The sequence below is a fragment of the Paraglaciecola sp. MB-3u-78 genome (assembly GCF_002835935.1).
Lineage (GTDB): Bacteria > Pseudomonadota > Gammaproteobacteria > Enterobacterales > Alteromonadaceae > Paraglaciecola.
Genome location: NZ_PJCF01000086.1, coordinates 121,379 through 141,722 on the forward strand (window position 1 = coordinate 121,379; position 20,344 = coordinate 141,722).

A 20,344-nucleotide genomic window follows, 5' to 3' on the forward strand; every position below is an offset into this window, starting at 1 on the left:
GCTCACTTACTTCGCAAGCTTGATGATAATGCCCTACCAGAAATTTTAACTAACATGTTGTTGAAGTGTTCAACGCCACAAAGTCTTAGCGTTTTTACTGCACTACGGTATTCTTCTTGGGAAGTTAGGTTCTCGGTTGTAGACAATACTACTTTCCCAACTTGCGGAGCCACTTTCATACCTGTTGGGCAATCCAACAAATAGCCACCGAAAAATACAATATATTCATATTTTTCATGCACTTCCTCAATAAGACTGGCTATTTCTTTCATAAAAAAATCTTCAGATTTATTCTCTAACGACGCATGTAAGCCAGCCGAAACAGCAGATAGATAGTCTATACTTTCAGATTTTGATGGCATTATATAGTTAGTCGCGAACTGCTCTTGCGGCAATGGGGTTTCGAAAAGATCGTTTTCTATATAGCGTTCTAATTCTAGTTTTGCGTCTGCAAGAGATAAGAATGGACCCACGGTTATACCTTCACGTGTTTTAAAAAACCAGCCTAAATCTTCTTCAAAAAAGCGCTTTTCTCTAGCCTCTGGCGGAATATCAACGCTTTCCCCAGCTCGCGAAGTGCAGCCTAATAACTCGGGTAGGCTAGAGCCTGCAATAGTAACGTCAATAATTAAGACTGACCGTTTTAGTACGCTGCTCAGAGCCATGGTCAACAGCACACAACTGTGTGCGGCATTCTCAACTCGATTAGCACTCACTAGCAACAAAGAAGGAGAGTTAGCCTTATCGTGAATCAACTGCAAAGCCATAGTGCGATAAGCGAAGATATCTTCGCTTATCTGCGTGTTACGTTTAGCGCGCCATCGAGTCCAACTTCGTTTAAGACTCTGCTTCAATAATGCTATTCCAGATTTAGAGGCTTGTTTGTTGTCACTAGCCTCAGTATTCGTTTGTTTTACCTGATGCGTGCTTGCGACCTCAGATAAATGAGTTTGATTCGAGTTAGTGTTCATCAAGTCCTGCTATTACTGTCAGTTAAACGTTGCTGCGCGAACCTACCGCGAAACTGCTCATATAAGGGCTTATCAGATGCATTGGTTCGTATTTCAACAACCGACAATTCTCTGCCTAAACCTGCGTCTAACTCTAGGAATCTAGCGGTAACTTTGCTACTCAGTAAACTTTTTATTAAAGCAGCAATAATACCTAATATTACGCCTATTATAAGCGCTAACGGGTATAAGTATTTTGCCTTTGGCCAACTTTTAGAAGCTGGTGGAACAGCATAATCGACCACACGCATCGTTGGCATCGCCTCTTGTGACGATAAAAATGATATGTCAGCCTGCGAGCGTTTGGTTAATAATACTTTATAAACCTGCTGGGCTACACTGAATCGCCTATCGATGTCTCTCAATTGAGAGGCTAATTCAGGCGCTTTAGTTAAGCTTTCTAACATGTCTGCCTGAATCTGTTTCATCGATTGTATTCCGGCAGCCAAACCTGATAACTCTGATTGCAAACTGGACTGTCGTCTAATTAGTTCGACCCATGTTTGATTAATCGCAGTAGTAGTCGAGGTCTCATTTGTGTTTGCATTTTCTTCGATGATTCTATCTACCCCAGCAATTTGATTCACTAACATCGTGATTTCTGGGGAATCTGCCCGGTAGCGAACAAGATCAGTTACCATTCTGGTTTCAAGCTCAAGTCGCTTCGACTTTGCTGATTCTTTAACCGAATTAAGTTCCGTGGTTGAGCTAACAATTTTGCGTTCAGGCTGTATCAATAATTGCTTATTGATTTCGATTAGATTTGCGGTAATCACGTCAATTCTTGTGTCTGTTGCGGCAATTTCAGATTCCAGATTAACCAATTTTTCTAATTGTTGAGTTTCTCTGAGAAAATCAAATACTAAATTATTATCTCGTAAGAACTTAACTCGTTCTTTCGATGTTTCTAGTATTTCTGCGTGTAATTTATCGATGTGCGAGGTTAGTGCCGTAATAGAGCGCTGAGCTTCTTCTTCTAAGGATTCCATCCGCCACTCCATGTAAGTATCAATCCAAGTATTAGTTATTTGGTAAATTCTAGGGCTGGGTCCTTTTGCATAAACTTCACCGATTAGAATATCACCTGTGGTTTGCACCACTAATCCAGCGCGCAAATCGCGAATAGTCTTACCGAGTTCTTTTTGTTCAGGTGTGAGTTGATCGACTTCGCTGGGGCCTAGAATCCAAGACTTAACTTCCTTATATCCTCTACCAACATAAGAAATCTCCCAAAAATGAGAAATTTGAGACATAAGAGGATGATATACATCATCAAACTTTAAGTTCTCTTTTTCTATTACGCGTCTTAAAACTGTCCCTGACTTCATAAGTTCAATTTCAGTTCTAGCGTCGTTCTTTCGAAATAGGTTCCATTCTTTATAAAACGCGTCACGCTCCGAATCTTCAGAACGTTCAACCATGATGACGGCTTCAGCGGTATAAATTGGCGGCCAAACATATTGATATAAAGCAGCAAACGCAATAACGCATAGTGTTGTGTAAACTACTATCATTTTATGAACAAGAACGGTTTCGAGACCATTTCTCAAAATACTATTGAAATCAAACATGTCGGCTGATTGATTTTCGTAGACCGGCTGGTATAACTCTCGCCTTCCTAACTGACCGGTTTCAGATAATCCATTTTTCATGAGTTTTCCTGCTGAGAATTACTAGTTCATAAGCGAATTAACGCGCAACTACTATTGCTCTTTTTGATTAAGATAATATCGAATTTTTCCTGTCATATCATTCTGCACAATTTTTGGTCTAGTGTCAGTTAAATTTTTAGGATATCATCGTTTTTTACATTTTTTTTACTATTGTGTAAAAAAGTTTATGTTGAAATAACAAATGCCTACTTACTTAAGGTTGTATAAAGAAACATTAAGGAACTTAGCTGTATGCTTTATCACAACGTCAGGATAATGGGATCTTACTTAAGGTTTATTGATGCTAGCGCAATAGCTAGTCTGTCTTTTGTTGGTTTGATTAATTTAGACTTCTTTTCTGAAATACAAATTAGCATTCGTTCTACCGCAATTTTTGCCTTAATCATATTTTGCGCTTATTTGCTGATGACCTTCCGACATAATATTTATCACGAGCGACGCACAGGTAAAATTGTAGACGAGTTGCTAGCACTTGGCGAAGCTATCATTTATTCATTTGCAATTGCTTTGTTGGTAACTGTGTCAGTTTCTTTATTCCCTATAAATCAATTTTATTTTTTATTGATGGGAATGGTGGCCTCAGGTTGCTTAGGCTTAAGAATATTAGTGCGTGTAGGTATTCGTTATATGCGGAGCCACGGCAAGGATTATCGAATTTGGTTATTGATAGGGGCAAATAAGCGCTCAGATGAAATGATCAAATTGGTTAAGCAAAATCCACATTTCGGGGTCAGAATACTAGACGTTTATGACCTGATGAATGAGCAAGACCAAGATTTCAAAGCTAGTCATTCACCAAGCACTAAAACTTTAAACGATGTTAATGATTTGAAGCTTATTTTGGCTGAAAATGTGGTTGATGAAGTTATAGTATCTTTGCCGCTGAGAACATATTACGATAAAATTCAAAAACTTATGGATATATGTCATGACGCTGGCATTTCCATTAAAGTACCTACTGATCCTTTCTCTAAATTAGATGTCAGTTCAAAAGTTGATGATACTGGCGGTGTTTCTGTTGTTACTCAGTATACAGGACCTGACAAAATACATATGCTAGCTGTTAAAAGAGTTGTAGATTTGATAGGGAGTAGCCTTGGATTGATTTTCCTGTTACCTGTCTTTTTGATCATCTCAATTTGGATTAAATTGGATTCTAAAGGCTCGGTGTTTTACCAGTCCATACGTATAGGATTGCATGGCCGAAAATTTATGATTTTAAAATTTAGAACTATGGGCGTTGATGCGGACAAAAAGCAAGCTGAATTATCCGATCTAAATGAGTCTGGTGGCGTAGCATTCAAAATAAAAAATGATCCCAGAGTAACCACTCTCGGAAAATATTTGAGACAGCTCCACATAGACGAACTGCCCCAACTTTGGAATGTGGTTAAAGGTGATATGAGCCTTGTTGGTCCTCGCCCCTTGCCCGACTTGGAGGCCGCAGGAAACGAGTGGTGGCATAGGCGACGTTTATCAATGCCGCCAGGGTTAACTTGCTATTGGCAAGTGACGGGTGATCACAAAATGCCGTTTAATGAATGGGCACTGCTTGATTTGAAATATATTGACACATGGTCATTGTGGGTTGATGTCAAGATATTATTCTCCACAGTAAAGATTTTATTCAAGCGCCAGGGCTGGTGATTTTTTTTATAATGAGTGATATAAAATAATGATTGTTGGAAACGGACTTATAGCTAAAACATTTCAATCTTTTGAAGATAGTAATAATGTTGTCATTTTTGCATCTGGCGTTTCTAACTCACTTTGCACAGACTCATCTGAATTTGAACGTGAGCGCGAATTATTAAAAGCTATTTGTTCAAAAAAGCCAGACTGCAAGCTAATTTATTTTAGTACCTGCAGCATATCTGATCCCGAGCGTCAAGGCACTCAGTATGTTCAACATAAGTTAGATATTGAGTGCAAGTTGAAACAATGGTTTTCTAACTATCTTATTCTCAGACTACCTGCGGTGATAGGCAAGAGCAATGCCTCGAAAACACTGCCGTTTGTGTTATCAAAAAAAATTGAACAAGGTGAGTTTTTCTCTGTGTGGGAAAATACATTGAGATACCCTATTGATGCTGCAGATGTTTATATACTTGGCTGTGCTTTTATTAATGACCATGACTGTTCGAACAAAACTATAAATCTTGCAGCTTATCCCTATCGTGTCGGCGAGATTGTAAGAATCATTGAACGCATCAAAAAACGCAAAGCACATTATCAGACCGATGAGAAAGGGTCACTATACTCGCTAGATCTAGTAAAGTGTTATCAAAAAGCCAGTGAGTTAGGCATAAATTTTGACAGGTTCTATCTCGATAGGGTGTTAAATAAATATCTAACTAAACATGAAAAAAGACCAAATGCGCCATCTAATGTATTGTTACCTGCAGCTGTTGGCGGGCAATTAATACGTGTTGATATGCCTTCCATTCTTTTCGGTGCCCCTGTCATCACAGAGCAAGATGTAGCCGCGGTATCTGAATGTTTGCGTAGTCGTTGGATCGGGAAAGGTGCACTGACGAAACAATTTGAAACTGCATTTGCAGAGCTAAAAGGAACAGCCGATGCGGTCGCAGTAAACAGCTGCACTGCGGCCCTGCATTTAGCTATGCTAGCTTTGGGTGTTAAGGCTGGTGACGAAGTGTTAGTGCCAACTATGACATTTTGCGCAACTGCGCAAGCCGTCGAACTGATTGGTGCGATACCTATTTTAGTTGATTGCGACCCCAATACTTACAATGTAACCGCAAAGCTAATAACCGATAAGATTACAGATAAAACGACCGCAATCATTGTTGTGCATCTTGCGGGAAGATGCGTCGAGATGGACGAAATTATGTTACTTGCTGAAGAAAAAAACCTTCTAGTAATCGAAGATTGCGCTCACGCTTTGGAAGTAACTTACAAAAATTCGGCGACAGGTCTTATTGGTGACGCTGGCTGCTTCAGTTTTTATGCTACTAAAAGTATTACAACTGGAGATGGCGGAATGGTCATCATGAAAGAGAGTAATAATCTTCAAAAAGTTCGCTTACTGTCAAATCATGGAATGACGACTGACGCATGGTCGAGAGTAGTCAGAAACACTAGTAATTACGAAGTCGTTAGTGAGGGATTTAAATATAATATGACTGACATGGAAGCAGCATTAGGTTTGTCTCAATTAACTCAAATTAACGCCAAACTTGAGGCACGTAAAAAAATCTGGAATTATTACTTTAAAGCTCTAGCTAACTTACCCATAAAACTGCCTGTTAAGCCAGTAAACGAAAATGAAATGGGATATCATCTTTTTTCTATTGTGCTAAACGAAGAGCTTAACATTGAGGCGGATACGGTGATGGATGCGCTTAAGTACGAAAATATTGGAACCGGCGTACATTATCACCCTTTGCATTTACACCCTTATTACGCAGAAAAATATAAATTAGATGCGGCATGTTTTCCAAATGCTAACTTAACTAAAGAACGTTTATTTTCATTGCCATTAAATACCGATCTGGAAGAGAGTGATTTAAAGACCATTTGTGATGCATTAAGCCGAATATTACTTTATTTTACATGCTTCAAGAAAACAAACTTATTGTTAAAGGATAACGTTATAGATGAAACTTGGATTAACTAAATTACGACTGCCTCTTTTACAAAAATTAGCGGTCACAAGTATATGTTGCCTAATGTTTGCAGGCTGCACTACAATCTCGACGACGGAGGAGGAATTACCCTTACCACAAGAAATATATAGTGCAAAAGGGAAGTTCAAAAAGGAATACATAATTGCGCCGGGAGATAATATTGAAATATCCGTTTGGCGCGTACCTGAAGTCTCGCGCGTAGTTGTCGTTAGGCCGGATGGCTATATTTCTCTTCCTACGGTAAGCCAAGTGCAAGCCAGCGGTAAGAGCTTTACTGAGCTAGAAGAAATATTAACTAAACGATTTTCTGAACGCTTAAATGAGCCTAATGTAACGGCCATTGCAGTTAAAGTAAGAGATAATATGGTTTTCGTTATCGGGGAAGTTAATATTCCTCGTGCAATCCCTCTGCATCAAGCACGCACAGTTATGGAGGCTGTAACCATAGCTGGAGGGCCTAAACGGTCTGGTCTGGTAGCAGATGTATCTATTATTAGATTAGGTGACGACGGCGTATTGAGGGCAATTCCGATACAAACAGACTTAGAGGGCCAACCATCACCATATATGGCGATGAGTATCGCGCAATTACAACCTGACGATATTATATTTGTACCTGAAACGGGCCGCAGCGAAGTGCTGAGGTTTCTTGATGATTTCGTAGGGCGACCACTTCAATATGTAAATATCATCGGCAATACCGTGCTCAGTTACCGTATTATAGACCAAAATTTTTAAATGAACGAACAAAGCTAAGAAGGATTTCGACATGAAAACAGTCATACTTTGCGGTGGCAGAGGTACAAGAGCGTATCCGTACACCGAGCATTTTCCAAAACCCATGATGCCGATAAATGGTACGCCGATTATCGTGCATTTAATGCATGTTTTTGCAGCTCAAGGATTTACCGAGTTTGTGCTTGCTGCTGGGCATAAGCAGGAAATGCTTCTAGATTACTTTGATGGCCGTTTTCCAGACTGGGACATTCGCGTTGTCGATACAGGTGCCGACGCAGATACCGGAGAACGTATTGCACGTTGCGGTTCATTCGTTGGCGAGCAATTCTTTGCTACTTATGGGGACGGTCTAGGCAATATTGATTTGCATAATTTAATCGAAAATCACAATAAATCAAATCGTTTGGCTACGCTAACCACAGTGCCACTGCGTGCGCAGTATGGCTTAGTAGTCTATGATAAAACTGGTAAAGTTGAACGTTTTGAAGAAAAACCTTTAGTCAATAATTATTGGATCAATGCTGGGTTTATGATGTTTGAGAAAAAGGCACTTTTAGACTGGCAAGGAAAAAACTTAGAGCAGGAAGTATTGCCGCATTTTGCCAATAACGGTCAACTTTATGTGAGTGAACATGAGGGCTTTTGGAAATCGATGGATACTAGTAAAGACCAGTCTGAGCTCGAGGATTTGTTAGTTGATGGTAAAGCGCCTTGGCAAGTGGTGCCTGATAAAAATACGCAATAGAGTATAAGAATGAGCTGTCATTTAAGTATTGTCATTCCTACTTTTAATAGAGCGCATCTGATTATTGATTCTATTCCAATACTGATGTCTTTAGAGTTTGAAGAAGAACAAGGCTTTGAAGTTATTTTTGTTAGTAACGGGTCAAGCGACAACACTATGCAAGTGTTAGCAGATGCTGCGAAAAAAAATGACAATCTTAGGTCGTTTGAAATAGCGCCCAGTGGCGGCCCCGCGGCCCCAAGAAATAAAGGTATAAAAGAAGCATCGGGCAGTATCATTGTCATTTTAGATGATGACGTTATTCCCGATGCTGACATGCTAATTCATTACACGCGTCATCATAAAAACTATCCTGCGGAGAATGAAGCAGTGCTCGGCGTAGCTTACGTTCCTGAACATGTTAAAACAAAGCCTGTTTCGCTATTTCACGAGTTCAACTATACTAATTTAGGCAAAAACGTGCCTATTTGTTATACCTATTTTTGGACATGTAATATATCGTTTAAACGAGATTTTATGCTGCAAAACGGGATGTTTGATAAACTTTATTTATACAATGAAGATATTGTTTGTGGTTATAAATTAGCGCAAGCAGGCATGACTTTGCGTTTTGAGGAAAAAGCGAAAGGGCAACACCTACATCAACTTAAGTTAGAGGATGTTGCTTTAAAAGGAAGGTTTGTAGGGAAATGGATATGGGCAACCGCAGAAACCACTGGAACACCTCAAATTTTAGATCGTTATGGCGTGTTGGCTATGAATATAGGTTTTTTCAAATTCATTAAGCGAGTGGTCAATAGAATCGGATTTTGGCTATTGGATAACGCCATGACTTTATGGGTTTTAGAAGTTTTAGGGGCAAAAGCGCCAATAAGAAGCAAAGTAACTGATTTTTACTACTACCTCATTTACCGAAAGCAAATTCTGCTAGGCTTCAAACTAGCTAAAAATGCCTATATTTTAGATAAAAAGAGCAACGATAAAATCGACGTTATTCAATTCGTAAGGGATCTCGAAATTTAGTGCCCGTACTATTATTTAACCACTAAAAAGTGCGACAAATATTGGTCATATTTTACTTAAGCTCCAGATATTCAAAGAGCGATTGCTAATAATCGGAGCATTTTTAAAGATAATTTTTTCTAAGCAAGCTTTTCTAATTTAACAGCCGGTCAAATAATTGAATATTCACGCTTTCACTAGCCGCCACAGAACCACGCTCACTTTCTAAAATGATATAGCAGTTACTATCAGAAAAACTAGAAAACACCCCTGATCCTTTTGCCCCAGTTGATTCAACAACTAACTGCCCAGAGCCATCAATAAAGCAAATTCCGCGTTGGTAATCTGTTCGAGCAGGGCGTTTTTTGTTTGCCCAGCGAAGCTGGCAAACCCGATAGGCTGAAAGAAGCCTTATCACCTCGACTAAGGGGAAGATAATCCGAATGGCAAGGGCGTTATTGGCTAACGCTAGGGTCTGAAGGAAGCCATAGGAAGTTAGAGGTACACAACTAACCGTAACTTGTTTCGGCGGTGTTGGTGGGTAAGCGTCCAAAATAGCGCGAAGCCCGATACTTAGTCAGACCAACATTGTGATTGAGGGTGGCATTTCTAACAGGGAGTCAGTGCAGTAACTGGGGAAGCCTGGCATCTAAACTTGCTGATTGTAAGTGACGTAAATTCAAGAGGAGACTCAAGGTTTATCGTCGGTGTGAGGGTGAGCTTGCGGCAGCATAGCGCAACTTCGTAAATTTGATCTGGTTTAATGTTTGCAACTTATTCATTGAAGATGAAAATATGGCAAACGCTAAAAAAATAAATCAGATCGTTGAAGCATTTGAGCGGTGGTGAAAAAACCGGGTTAGCCGTCGTTCTGCAACCCCACAAGCTCTGCGCCAACAAGCAGTTGATCTACTCGAACACTGCTCTTCCACTAAAGTCACCGCGATGCTGCGGATCAGTGGCACACAATTGAAACAATGGCGTGAAGCCGTTGAACCAAGCCCAACATCCTCTGATTTTATCCGCTTACCTGGGCAAGGCGTGAGGGAGCCTGTTGCTAACGAGCATCTCAGTGTCGAGCTTCGGTTGTGTAATGGTGCAGCATTAACGCTTTCGGGTGATATTTCCCAAGCCTTCCTCGTGGCCATGATTCAGGAAGTTAGATCGTGATCCATTTAACGGCCCAAACGCCAATCCTGATCGCCACTGAGCCTGCTGACTTTCGCATGGGGATTGATGGTTTAGCGGCGCTTTGCCATAGCAGGCTGACGCACGAGCCTCGTTGCGGGATCTTATTTGTGTTTATTAATCGCAATAAAACCATGATCCGCACGCTCGCCTATGATGGCACAGGATTTTGGTTGATGACCAAGCGTTTATCTAAGGGTAAATTTCAATGCTGGCCCACCGTTAATTCACCTGTTCATCCGTTTGAGGCCAGGCAGTTGCGTCAACTTCTAAGCCCCGTCAAACCTGATCTTAAGCGATCATTTACGGCAACATAAATGAGCGTCGTGAGCGGGTTGTATTTTCAATTAATGAGATCATACTGCCTGCCAATCTCCTATCCACACACAACAAACGGTTAAGCGAAACAGTGAGTAAACCTTTTACAGATATTGATGGTCAGGCGCTGGAAGCGCTGATAGCCCGTGAGCTCACAAATATCTGGCAATAAATAAAGAAGTGCAGTCAAAATTGATAAGGTTTCAAGCAGGGGAGTTACCCAAGCTGATGAATGATTTGCTTGGGGTTAACCTATGAATGGATCCTTGTAATTATACCAGTGTGTCAACCATAGAAATCATGATGGGTGTTTATCTTCATCAGCATCCAAGACCTCTCTCACTTTATTTGCCAGAGCCTCCATGGAAAACGGTTTCTGCAAAAAGCTAGCGCCTTCTTCGAGATTTGCTTGGTTACCAAGTATGTCCTGTGGATAGCCAGACATGAAAATTACTTGCAAATTAGGGGTAAGTGCTTGTAATTGAACCGCGAGATCCATGCCATTAATTTCGGGCATAATGACATCAGTCATCAATAGATTAATCTCAAATAAGTGCTCACGGAACAGGGCTTCAGCATGATCCCCGCTCGATGCTGCGAGCACAGTGTAGCCGCTATTTTCCAGCATCGCGGTTTCGATTTCGAGTAACATCTCCTCATCTTCAACCAGAAGTATGGTTTCTGTGCCCTTTTTATATGGCGCATCAGTGATTTTTTGTTTCATTTCCTCTGGGGATTTAACTTTTTTAAAATAGATATGAAAAGTGGTGCCTTGTTCAGGTTCACTAAAAACGTTGATAAACCCAGCATTCATCTGCACCGCTCCTAACGTAAAAGACAGCCCTAAGCCAGTACCAGATCCTGGGGCTTTGGTCGTATAGAACGGCTCGAAAATTTGGGCTTTGGTTGGGTTATTCATGCCACAACCATCGTCGCTTACTGAGAGTTTCACATAGTCCCCTGGTGGCATTTCGTCACTATGATTGGTTGCAAAATGCTCATCTAAGCGACAGTTACGGGTACTAATAGAAATGTGTCCGTTGCCAGAAATCGCATCGCGGGCATTGATACACAAATTAGCCAGAACCTGATCAATCTGGGTTGGGTCGACTTTAACCGGCCACAGGTCCTGGGCCGGATCCCAGGACACCTGAATGCTCTCGCCAATAAGTTGTTTCAGCATGTCCATCATGGCTGATACCGATTTATTTAGATCCAGCACTTTGGGTTCAATCGTTTGTTTTCGGGCAAAGGTCAATAGTTGTCGTGTGAGTTTGGCTGAATGCTCAGCTGCTTTGGTAATTGACTGTATATGATCCATCAGAGGACTAGCGGGCTCTAGCTTGTTTGTTAGCCATTCAGCCTGCCCAAGAATGACACCCAACATATTGTTGAAATCATGTGAAATCCCCCCTGCTAATTTGCCAATGGCCTCTGTCTTTTGAGCCTGATGTAGCTGTTCAGTCAGGCTGAGTTGTTTGGCTTCCTCCGTTTTCTGGCTGGTGATATCTTCTATTATGGCGATAAAATAATCAGGATCATTATTGATGTCTCTTACAAGATTCATGGTTACTTTGAGCCAAACGATACTACCTGCCCCAGTGTAATAACGTTTTTCCTTGGCGTAGGTGCTGATCTCATTGTTAATAAGCTGACAAATAGCGGCCTGTTCCCTAGGTAACTCTTCTGGATGTATCAGGTCTTGAAACCCTTTAGATAAGAGTGCATGTTGTGAATATCCAACAATAGCGCATAGTTTTTGGTTGACCTCTAACCATGCTCCATCTAAACCCATACGCGCGACTCCCATTGCCGCCTGCTCAAAAACACTTCTAAACTTGTTATCACTTTCCTGCAATTCAGCTTCTACTTGCTTATTGCGAGAAATATCCGTCACCGTTACCCAGTATTCACCGCACTTCATGGCAACCACATGCAGCAGTCCCCAGAAAAATTCTCCATCAGCTCTGACTAAGCGCATCTCGAAATGCCGTGTAATATCCATTTCGAGAGTTGCTTTGAGGTTGTCATAGAAAATGATCTGGTCTTCTTTTAGCAATATTTTACTGATAGGCGCTTTGATCAACTTATTTCGATTCACCCCCATCATGTTGGCGACGAACAAGTTGCACTCCTTTATTAAATGCCGCTCATCAAGGGTTAAATAGCCGACTGGTGCTAGATCATACAAGTCAAAGTAGCGAGCCTTCGAAACCTCCAGTTGCTGTTGTGCACTGCGTAGTTCTTCGTTTTGCATGTCTAACTCAATCTGATGCACTAGCAGCTCGTGTAGAAGTTGCTTGGTCTCTGAGGAAGAGCTTGTTAACCGTTTACCTTCTGGGCTGGCGTCAGGTAATCGTTCGGCACGTTGCCGCAATTCCGCATCAGTTTGAGTTGATCTTTGGTTCATGTCTTAAGCTTCCGTTCTTGATTTCTCTTATTATGTCGCTCGGTGGTCGCGATGGCATACACCTCCCCAGCCTGATTTATAAGCCCTGTGGCGGTAAGCCAAACGTTGATGACTGAACCGTCTTTAGTGAGGCGTTTGGTTTGATACGCCTCTAGAATTTCTTTTTGGCTCAACTGCTTGATCCGGTTTAACTCTATCATTTGTAAGTCTTCTGGGACCAGTTTAGCGATGTTCAGTATTAACGCTTCCGATTCAGTCCAGCCATACAAACCTTGTGCAGCCGCATTCCATGCCATAATATTGCCATCCAAGTCCTGCAACAGGATCGCATCGTGGGCATCGCGCACCACAGTCGCTAGACGCAGTTGGTCGTTGGCCTTTTTGAGTGATAACTCTGCCTGCTTGTGTTCAGTGATGTTGATAAAGTTGATTACTGCGCCCTCAATCCGGTTGTCAGTGGTGCGGTAGGGCAACATCCGTAACATGAAATAGTTGTGGTCTATGGTCTGCACTTCTACTTCACGGGGTATAAGACTATGCAACATAGACTGAAGGTCCTGTTCCAGTTGATTATAAACGCCCAGAGTGGAGGTAAAGTGCATCAAGGGGCGGCCAATATCCGCATCAATCAGACTAATGATGTTGGTTAACCCGGGCGTAAAACGTAGTATATTCAGTTTTAGATCCACAAATATTGTGGCAATACCGGTTCCAACCACCAGATTGTTCATATCGTTATTAAGGTTGGCTGACTCGAGCGCTTTGACTTGTAACTCAGCGTTGGTTGTGGCCAGTTCTTCGTTCACCGACTGTAACTCCTCTTTAGAAGTTTCGAGCTCTTCATTGGTGGACTGCAACTCTTCGTTGATTGCCTGTAGTTCATCGTTTGCTGATTTAAGCTCTTCGTTAGCCGCTAACTGTTTCTCGCTGGCACTTTGAATAAAACTATCATTGTCTCGTAATGCTTGTTCAAGTACCGTTATGCGGGGATCAGTTTGATTACCTTGGCTAGTGGCAGAAACGTCAGTCGGGACGCCCAGCTGACTGGATGCTTCTTCCAATACAACCATGAATAGCGAACTTGCAGCAACCCCTGTGGTGACTGGGGTAACACTCAGGTTAACGTTGCTATAGTAACCATTGGTTTTGACGCGCACACCGCAACGGCGCACTATATCATTGTCAACTGCTGCTTTGTGTAGCGCGACTATCAACTCGGGTTGTAAGCCGTCACGGGCCATTTTCAGAATATTGTAAGAGTCGATCCCACCTGTAACAGGTTCAATATACATCCCAGCGCGGCCATGTACATAAAGGATGTCGCCATTCTGGTTGACTAAAACACCGGCTTGAACCAGCTGTTTTAATATCGCTTTCTCAGCCAGTTCTTTTATTGGAGCATTATAAGGTAATGCTTCTAGGCTGCCTTTCGGTTCTGCGGTATTGAGAGAAGAATACAACTTTGAAGACTTATGATGAGAGATATAGCTATCTATTTTACGTTGGTACAATTTTTGTTTGTTATTAAGTGTGGTAAAAGACGAACTTAAGTCACCAAGGGTTTCAGAGCTCCCCAAAAATAGCAAACCACCTGGGTTTAATGCATAGTGAAACAGTGAAATGATTTTCGCTTGTAGAGGCGGCCCCATATAGATCATCAGGTTACGACAACTGATCAGGTCAAGGTTAGAAAAGGGGGGATCCCTGACCACATTTTGCTCAGAAAAAATCAACATTTTTCGAATGTTTTCATTAATACGATAGGTTTTGGTTTTAGTATTAAAACTAAAATACTGTGCTAAGCGCTCCGGTGTTACATCACTGGCAATACTTTGAGGGAACACACCTTGACGGGCCTTCTCAACCGCTAATGTATCAATATCGCTGGCGAACACTTGCACTTTGAAGTTGTTATTAGGCAATTGGTCTAACTTTTCCTGTAGCAAAATGGCAATAGAGTAAGCTTCTTCGCCGGTACAACAGCCGCAGACCCAAATCCGGATCTCACGGTTGGCTGGCTTATTGTCAAATAACGTTGCTGTAACCACTTGCTCAAGTGCCGCGAACGCCTCTGGATCTCGGAAAAAATTAGTCACACCAATCAATAAGTCGTGAAACAATAAATCAATTTCTTTTGGCATCTGTTGTACATATTTCACATAGTCTTCAAGCTTGGTGATTTGGTGTGCTGCCATGCGCCGTTCAATACGACGATGAATAGTACTTTGTTTGTAACCAGAAAAATCATGACCAGTTTGGACACGGATCAGCACAAATAACTTCTTCAAAAAGTTATCAGTTTGCGAATCAGAAGTAGTGGTCGCTATCCGAGACTTCCCGTAGGCATACTTAGCGTATATCAGAAGTCGGTTTGGCATGTCCGCAGGCGCCAGCACATAGTCTACCAATCCGGTTTTGATCGCAGAGTTTGACATGCCATCGAATTCGCAAGACTCCATGCTTTGCACCATGGCCATGCCGCCTTCAGCTTTGATCTCTCGAAGACCCAGTGTGCCATCACTGCCGGTACCAGAAAGGATGATACAAATGGCCCGTTCACGAAGGTCCTGGGCCAAAGAGCGAAACAGAAAATCAATGGGGAAAGGGTGACCTCGTGGTGTCAATGGTTCCAGCAATTGTAATGTGCCATTGATAAAAGCCATGAATCGGTTGGGCGGAATGATATAAACGCAGTTTGGTTTCACAACAACACCATCCTCGACTAGGATTACCGGCATGGGCGTATAACGTTGCAGCAAATCACAGAGAATGCTCTTGTGATCGGGCGCCAGATGCTGCACCACCAAAAACGCCATATCCATATCTTTATCAGCAGGTATAGCACGAAAGAAGGTTTCGAAGGCAGCTAAACCTCCTGCAGAAGCACCGATACCGACAATCGGAAAAGAGGGGGTTACCGGTGTTTTCGAGCTGATTTTTATGTCGCTTTCAGCTTTCTGAATTGTTTCATTTTTTTTTATCGGTGTGATGGACGGCTTATTTTTTTTGGTTACCATGCTAGCTACCTTGTGATCCTTAAAAATACAACGTGCTGATAATCTCTTAAGAGTGGTTGCCTGATTTAGAATATTGACTTGTTGCGAGTAAAACAAAACGTATTAAAGGATTTGCGTAATTAATTTCAAGAAAATAGAATCAAAAATCAAAGCTTCTAAACCCGTTACATACATTACTCTCATTGGCCCTCTAACGCAGTATAAATACGTAGTATACAATCTGAAAGAGAATGTAAGTTGAGTGGGGAACAATTGCACTCGATGTTTGAAGGTGGATTTCACCTTAATTTACCTTAATGTCAGCCAAACGCGGCCCTAAAAAAATGGGCATAATCTATCCCACAACATTGTCTGTGAACAATATTCTCTTGCAATAATCAGTCAGTTTTATTAATTTCAATCATCTCACAAGAATTTAAAAAGACATTTAATGAAGCATTTACTGTTTTGTGCCATAGCCGCTGGTATTGCCATTGTTGGTTGTACGTCAACGTTACAACCTTTGGAGACAACACAACCAGTATTGGTTGATACTGATTTTCGCGCCACAGGTATTCTTGCAGGCTCTTTACCTGATGTTATTGAAGCGCTGAATAGTAAAGAAATAAGTTCACAAACCCTGGTAAAGTTATACTTAGATCGGATTGAAAAAATTGACAAAAGTGGACCTAGATTACAATCCATTTTAGCTCTCAATCCTGATGCATTGGAAACTGCCAAGCAACTTGACCAAATGCGGGCAGCAGGCGAAATTTTGGGACCCTTGCACGGCGTACCTATTTTACTGAAAGACAATATCGAGACAAAAGATCGCATCGCTACTACAGCGGGAGCTCTTGCGCTGAAAGATAATATAACTGGACGTGATAGCCCTTTGGTTGCAGGATTGCGTGCTCAAGGAGCGATAATTTTGGGTAAAACCAACCTGAGTCAATGGGCCAATTTTCGCTCAGAAGGTTCGATGAGTGGCTGGAGCGCATTGGGTGGGCAGGTCAGAAATCCGCATATGTTAGATCGCAATCCCTGTGGTTCCAGTTCAGGATCTGGTGCCGCCACTGCGGCTTCTCTTGCCGCGGCTTCAGTAGGGACTGAAACTAACGGTTCGATTATTTGCCCGTCAAACGCCAACGGCATTGTAGGGTTTAAACCTACAGTGGGGCTTGTGCCCCAGCAGTATATTATTCCCATTTCTGAGTCTCAGGATACTGCGGGTCCAATGACTAAAACGGTAATGGGTGCTGCGTTGATGATGAGTGCCATGGCCACTACCACTCCGGATGTAGACTATAGCGCAGGCCTAAAAAAGGGCGCTCTACAAGGTGTACGAGTCGGCGTTTTGAATTTTGCCAAAGGAGAGTCAAAGCCAATATTGGCTCACTTCAAAACCGCGTTGATTGATCTTCAGGCTGCTGGGGCCATTCTGGTTGACATAGATGCGCGCCCAGATACCCCCGATAATTTTGGTACCATGAGCTACGATATTCTTAAATACGAATTTAAAGATGGGATAAATACCTATCTGGCTTCCACGTCTCCTGAACAGGTAACCAGCCGTAACTTGGAACAGTTGATCGCTTTTAATGAGGCACACCAAGAAATTGAACTCGCCTTGTTTGACCAAAGTATTTTTGTGGCTTCACAAGCCATGGACTCCCTTGAAAGTGAGGTATATAAAACGGCGATTGAAACCGTGCAAAAAGCCACTCGCCAAGCAGGCATTGACACACTATTGCAAACCTACGATGTGCAAGTACTGTTGGCACCTTCCGGGCCGACAGTGCCAAGAGTGGATCCAATCAATGGCGACGTATGGCCAAATAGCTGGCCTGGGTATGGCGGTCACGCTGCACGGGCAGGGTATCCACATGTGACAGTGCCTATGGGTGGTATTCATGGCCTTTCGGTTGGCCTATCATTTATTGGTGGTAAAAATACCGATGCCCAGATGCTCTCCTATGCCTTTGCATACGAACAACATTCGTTACGAAGATTAGAGCCGCAGTATCTCAAAAACGCAGAAGCCTTACCTTTTATTGCAGAAGCGATGCAGGGTTATAAAGAAGGATTATGATAAAGGGTATAAGCCCCCTTTTAGTACTTTGAACCTTGATTTTTACGCTCACAAAAAAGCCGAATTCACAAGAAGTGTCGCGGCCATCCGTGGTTTTAGTTATCACGGTTTTAGAAAGAGATTGATGGCACAAGGATATGAATTTTTTGAATTGCCTAACAGCATATCAGCCATTCAACTGTTTAAAAAAAAACGAACCAGCGACTTATTTCTTATCTTTCCCCCGTTAACTAGCATATTCAAGAAAAAAACCTGAATATTGAAGATGACATATCTGTTTTACCCCTTGTAGAAGTATCTACATATTATGCTATTTCTGGTCAATCCCCCTATCGTGAAACACTACAAGCTGCCTTTGATGATTATGCCTCTAAGCATCAACTGACGTTTTTTGACGAACTGAATTAATACCTTGTCTGCTGGTATTTAACCCGCAGAATTTATGGCGTACAGCTCATAGAAAACATAGCAGGTTCAAGTGCTATGTTTTTTAACCGGGGTTACTGTCCAAAACGCTCCGCTGCTGGGGGTTTGTTGTCAACAATACTTTCTATACGTTCGATAACCTCAGGAGTTAACTTTTTAAGAACATGCATCGCGCTTAAATTGTCTTCTAGTTGCGACAAACGAGAAGCACCTATAATAACTGTACTCACATTTGGATTCTTTAAACACCAAGCTATTGATAAATGGGTTAGGCTGATGCTTAACTCTTCGGCTAGAGTGCTCAATTGCCGAATTTTATCGAGTTTTTTCTTGCCTTCTTCGCTGGTCCACAAATCCCGCAACCATTCATAACCTGGGAGCGCTAAACGACTGTCATCTGGAATGCCATCATTATACTTACCCGTTAACAATCCGCTGGCCAATGGCGACCAGATTGTGGTGCCCATGGCATATTGTTCATACAGCGGAGTAAACTCACCTTCAATTTTATCTCGGTGCAATAGATTATATTGAGGTTGCTCCATAGTGGGTGGTGTTAAGTGCTCTTGCCGCGCTATGGCGTGGGCTTGAGTAATTTGCTGTGCGGACCACTCAGAGGTACCCCAATACATCACTTTACCTTGCTGAACTAAGTTGTGCATGGCGCGCACTGTTTCTTCAATGGGGGTATCAATATCCGGCCGGTGACAAAAATATAAATCCAAATAATCGACACGTAAACGTTTAAGGGCTGCATCACATGCATCACGCACGTGTTTGGCACTTAAGCCCATTTGCATTTTATGGTCACCGCCCCAAAATACTTTTGAAGACACGGCAAAGGAATCACGTGCTAAACCTAAGCCCGAAATCGCATCACCCATAATTTGTTCTGATTCACCAGCTTCATAACCTTCGGCATTATCAAAGAAGTTAATGCCGCCATCGTAAGCGGTCTTTAATAGCTGCTTTGCATCGTTGATATCAACTTGCTTTCCAAACGTAACCCAAGAGCCCAGCGACAAAGCTGACACTTTTAAACCTGCTTTACCTAAACGACGATATTCCATATATAATTCCTTGCGATTAAATTAATTCCGAGTGTCTTTATCTCAGAGCGAATTAGTGCGAATTCAGGATCGGTTAGATAACCTTCTGTTTCGCTGTAAGTGCCCAATACCAATCCGTAAAAAACCTTCATATCGAAGATGAACAAACATTTATCAGCCATTTCTAGCATACTTGGGCATGGTGTGAATACAACGCGCTTAAAATTGACTTTTTTAAATAATAGGGATCATATATGAATAATTTATTTTCGGTTGCTGGAAAAGTCGCCGTGGTTACCGGTGGGTCAAGCGGAATAGGCGCAATGATTGCTCGTGGATTTGTCGAAAATGGCGTCAAAACCTATATTACTGCACGCAAACTTGAGCAGTTACAGCAAACGGCTGCTGAATTGGCCACTTTAGGCGAGTGTATCGCCATTCAATCTGATTTATCAACGATGGAAGGGCTTGACGCTTTTGCAGATGAGATGCTTAAAAGAGAGCCTAAAATCGACATTCTCATTAATAATGCAGGTGCAGCCTGGGGGGCCCCAGTTGAGGAATTTCCCGAAGCGGGTTGGGACAAGGTAATGGATTTAAATGTGAAGTCTATTTTCTTTTTAAGCAAACGTTTATTGCCGGCATTGCGTTTGGCTGGTGCAGCAGATGAACCCTCAAGGATAGTGAATATTGCTTCTGTAAATGGCATCACTCATCCGCGCATGAACAATTATTCTTATTCTGCCAGCAAAGCGGCTGTCATCCAAATGACACGGCATATGGCAGCAGATCTTCGTCCAAGCCACGTTAATATTAATGGTATCGCACCTGGTTTTTTTCCTAGCAAGATGACAAAACACGTACTGGTACACGAACAGGAGATAGTGAAGAATCTCCCTGCTCGCAAAATAGGCGAACTTACTGATATTGCTGGCACCGCCATTTATCTTTGCTCACGTGCTAGCAACTATGTATGTGGTCACACTGTTGTTTTGGATGGTGGACAAGTCGCCAATGCAGGTTGAACTTAGATAAAACAAAAATTTA

General features: G+C 42.0%; 15 protein-coding genes. 9 read left to right on the forward strand and 6 right to left on the reverse strand.

Annotation, left to right across the window (positions count from 1 at the left end; all coding sequences use genetic code 11):
- Positions 1-2: 2 nt before the first annotated feature.
- Both CXF95_RS26910 and CXF95_RS26915 read right to left on the reverse strand, forming a co-directional pair.
- Positions 3-971, reverse strand: coding sequence for a DUF6316 family protein (locus CXF95_RS26910; protein ID WP_101201493.1), 969 nt, complete (start codon positions 969-971; stop codon positions 3-5).
- On the reverse strand, positions 971-2,662 hold the full coding sequence (locus tag CXF95_RS26915; RefSeq protein WP_101201494.1) for a Wzz/FepE/Etk N-terminal domain-containing protein: 1,692 nt from the start codon (positions 2,660-2,662) through the stop codon (positions 971-973). The genes CXF95_RS26910 and CXF95_RS26915 overlap by 1 nt, the downstream gene beginning before the upstream one ends.
- A 276-nt stretch (positions 2,663-2,938) precedes the next feature.
- Here CXF95_RS26915 and CXF95_RS26920 point away from each other — a divergent pair, with 276 nt between their 5' ends.
- From CXF95_RS26920 to CXF95_RS26940, 5 genes are read left to right on the forward strand one after another with little or no spacing between them, the layout of a single operon-like run.
- Positions 2,939-4,330, forward strand: a complete 1,392-nt coding sequence (locus CXF95_RS26920; RefSeq protein ID WP_255418965.1) for a sugar transferase — start codon at positions 2,939-2,941, stop codon at positions 4,328-4,330.
- Positions 4,331-4,358: 28 nt separating this feature from the next.
- The gene (locus tag CXF95_RS26925; protein ID WP_101201496.1) at positions 4,359-6,323 is read left to right on the forward strand and encodes an aminotransferase class I/II-fold pyridoxal phosphate-dependent enzyme; all 1,965 of its coding nucleotides are present in this window, start codon (positions 4,359-4,361) and stop codon (positions 6,321-6,323) included.
- Entirely contained in the window at positions 6,304-7,071 is a 768-nt protein-coding gene (locus CXF95_RS26930; protein ID WP_101201497.1) for a polysaccharide biosynthesis/export family protein, read from the forward strand. Before CXF95_RS26925 ends, CXF95_RS26930 begins: the two co-directional genes overlap by 20 nt.
- Positions 7,072-7,102: 31 nt before the next feature.
- On the forward strand, positions 7,103-7,816 hold the full coding sequence (locus tag CXF95_RS26935; RefSeq protein ID WP_101201498.1) for a sugar phosphate nucleotidyltransferase: 714 nt from the start codon (positions 7,103-7,105) through the stop codon (positions 7,814-7,816).
- A gap of 9 nt (positions 7,817-7,825) precedes the next feature.
- Positions 7,826-8,839, forward strand: a complete 1,014-nt coding sequence (locus CXF95_RS26940) for a glycosyltransferase family A protein (RefSeq protein ID WP_101201499.1) — start codon at positions 7,826-7,828, stop codon at positions 8,837-8,839.
- 133 nt (positions 8,840-8,972) lie between these two features.
- Here the strand turns inward: CXF95_RS26940 and CXF95_RS26945 are convergent, their stop codons facing one another.
- The gene (locus CXF95_RS26945; protein ID WP_232788066.1) at positions 8,973-9,371 is read right to left on the reverse strand and encodes a hypothetical protein; all 399 of its coding nucleotides are present in this window, start codon (positions 9,369-9,371) and stop codon (positions 8,973-8,975) included.
- A gap of 392 nt (positions 9,372-9,763) precedes the next feature.
- On the opposite strand from CXF95_RS26945, the gene CXF95_RS26950 reads away from it, so the two are divergent.
- Positions 9,764-9,988 carry a hypothetical protein gene (locus CXF95_RS26950; RefSeq protein WP_101201501.1) on the forward strand — a complete coding sequence of 75 codons (225 nt, stop codon included), beginning with the start codon at positions 9,764-9,766 and terminating at the stop codon, positions 9,986-9,988.
- Positions 9,985-10,323 (forward strand): IS66 family insertion sequence element accessory protein TnpB, encoded by a 339-nt coding sequence (tnpB, locus tag CXF95_RS26955; protein ID WP_101201502.1) that lies wholly within the window; start codon positions 9,985-9,987, stop codon positions 10,321-10,323. Before CXF95_RS26950 ends, tnpB begins: the two co-directional genes overlap by 4 nt.
- 299 nt (positions 10,324-10,622) lie before the next feature.
- On the opposite strand, the gene CXF95_RS26960 is transcribed toward tnpB, so the two are convergent.
- Together CXF95_RS26960 and CXF95_RS26965 are read right to left on the reverse strand one after the other, a co-directional pair.
- Positions 10,623-12,734 (reverse strand): PAS domain-containing sensor histidine kinase, encoded by a 2,112-nt coding sequence (locus CXF95_RS26960; RefSeq protein WP_101201503.1) that lies wholly within the window; start codon positions 12,732-12,734, stop codon positions 10,623-10,625.
- Complete coding sequence (locus tag CXF95_RS26965; RefSeq protein WP_101201504.1) at positions 12,731-15,751, reverse strand: chemotaxis protein CheB; 3,021 nt, start codon at positions 15,749-15,751, stop codon at positions 12,731-12,733. Before CXF95_RS26965 ends, CXF95_RS26960 begins: the two co-directional genes overlap by 4 nt.
- A gap of 430 nt (positions 15,752-16,181) precedes the next feature.
- On the opposite strand from CXF95_RS26965, the gene CXF95_RS26970 reads away from it, so the two are divergent.
- A complete protein-coding gene (locus CXF95_RS26970; protein WP_101201505.1) occupies positions 16,182-17,822 on the forward strand; it encodes an amidase in 1,641 nt (546 codons plus the stop codon).
- Between the two features lie 500 nt (positions 17,823-18,322).
- On the opposite strand, the gene CXF95_RS26980 is transcribed toward CXF95_RS26970, so the two are convergent.
- Positions 18,323-19,318, reverse strand: a complete 996-nt coding sequence (locus CXF95_RS26980) for an aldo/keto reductase (protein ID WP_101201507.1) — start codon at positions 19,316-19,318, stop codon at positions 18,323-18,325.
- A gap of 233 nt (positions 19,319-19,551) precedes the next feature.
- On the opposite strand from CXF95_RS26980, the gene CXF95_RS26990 reads away from it, so the two are divergent.
- Positions 19,552-20,322: an SDR family NAD(P)-dependent oxidoreductase gene (locus CXF95_RS26990; protein ID WP_101201509.1), complete on the forward strand. Its 771-nt coding sequence runs from the start codon at positions 19,552-19,554 to the stop codon at positions 20,320-20,322.
- The last annotated feature ends 22 nt before the right edge of the window (positions 20,323-20,344 follow it).

Excerpts from the sequence above, each read along its gene's own strand:
- CXF95_RS26960 (WP_101201503.1), bottom strand. The coding sequence starts at position 12,734 with ATGAACCAAAGATCAACTCAAACTGATGCGGAATTGCGGCAACGTGCC.
- CXF95_RS26925 (WP_101201496.1), top strand. The coding sequence starts at position 4,359 with ATGATTGTTGGAAACGGACTTATAGCTAAAACATTTCAATCTTTTGAA.
- CXF95_RS26950 (WP_101201501.1), top strand. The coding sequence starts at position 9,764 with ATGCTGCGGATCAGTGGCACACAATTGAAACAATGGCGTGAAGCCGTT.
- CXF95_RS26920 (WP_255418965.1), top strand. The coding sequence starts at position 2,939 with ATGGGATCTTACTTAAGGTTTATTGATGCTAGCGCAATAGCTAGTCTG.
- CXF95_RS26930 (WP_101201497.1), top strand. The coding sequence starts at position 6,304 with ATGAAACTTGGATTAACTAAATTACGACTGCCTCTTTTACAAAAATTA.
- CXF95_RS26970 (WP_101201505.1), top strand. The coding sequence starts at position 16,182 with ATGAAGCATTTACTGTTTTGTGCCATAGCCGCTGGTATTGCCATTGTT.
- CXF95_RS26990 (WP_101201509.1), top strand. The coding sequence starts at position 19,552 with ATGAATAATTTATTTTCGGTTGCTGGAAAAGTCGCCGTGGTTACCGGT.
- CXF95_RS26980 (WP_101201507.1), bottom strand. The coding sequence starts at position 19,318 with ATGGAATATCGTCGTTTAGGTAAAGCAGGTTTAAAAGTGTCAGCTTTG.
- CXF95_RS26935 (WP_101201498.1), top strand. The coding sequence starts at position 7,103 with ATGAAAACAGTCATACTTTGCGGTGGCAGAGGTACAAGAGCGTATCCG.
- CXF95_RS26940 (WP_101201499.1), top strand. The coding sequence starts at position 7,826 with ATGAGCTGTCATTTAAGTATTGTCATTCCTACTTTTAATAGAGCGCAT.
- CXF95_RS26910 (WP_101201493.1), bottom strand. The coding sequence starts at position 971 with ATGAACACTAACTCGAATCAAACTCATTTATCTGAGGTCGCAAGCACG.
- CXF95_RS26915 (WP_101201494.1), bottom strand. The coding sequence starts at position 2,662 with ATGAAAAATGGATTATCTGAAACCGGTCAGTTAGGAAGGCGAGAGTTA.
- CXF95_RS26965 (WP_101201504.1), bottom strand. The coding sequence starts at position 15,751 with ATGGTAACCAAAAAAAATAAGCCGTCCATCACACCGATAAAAAAAAAT.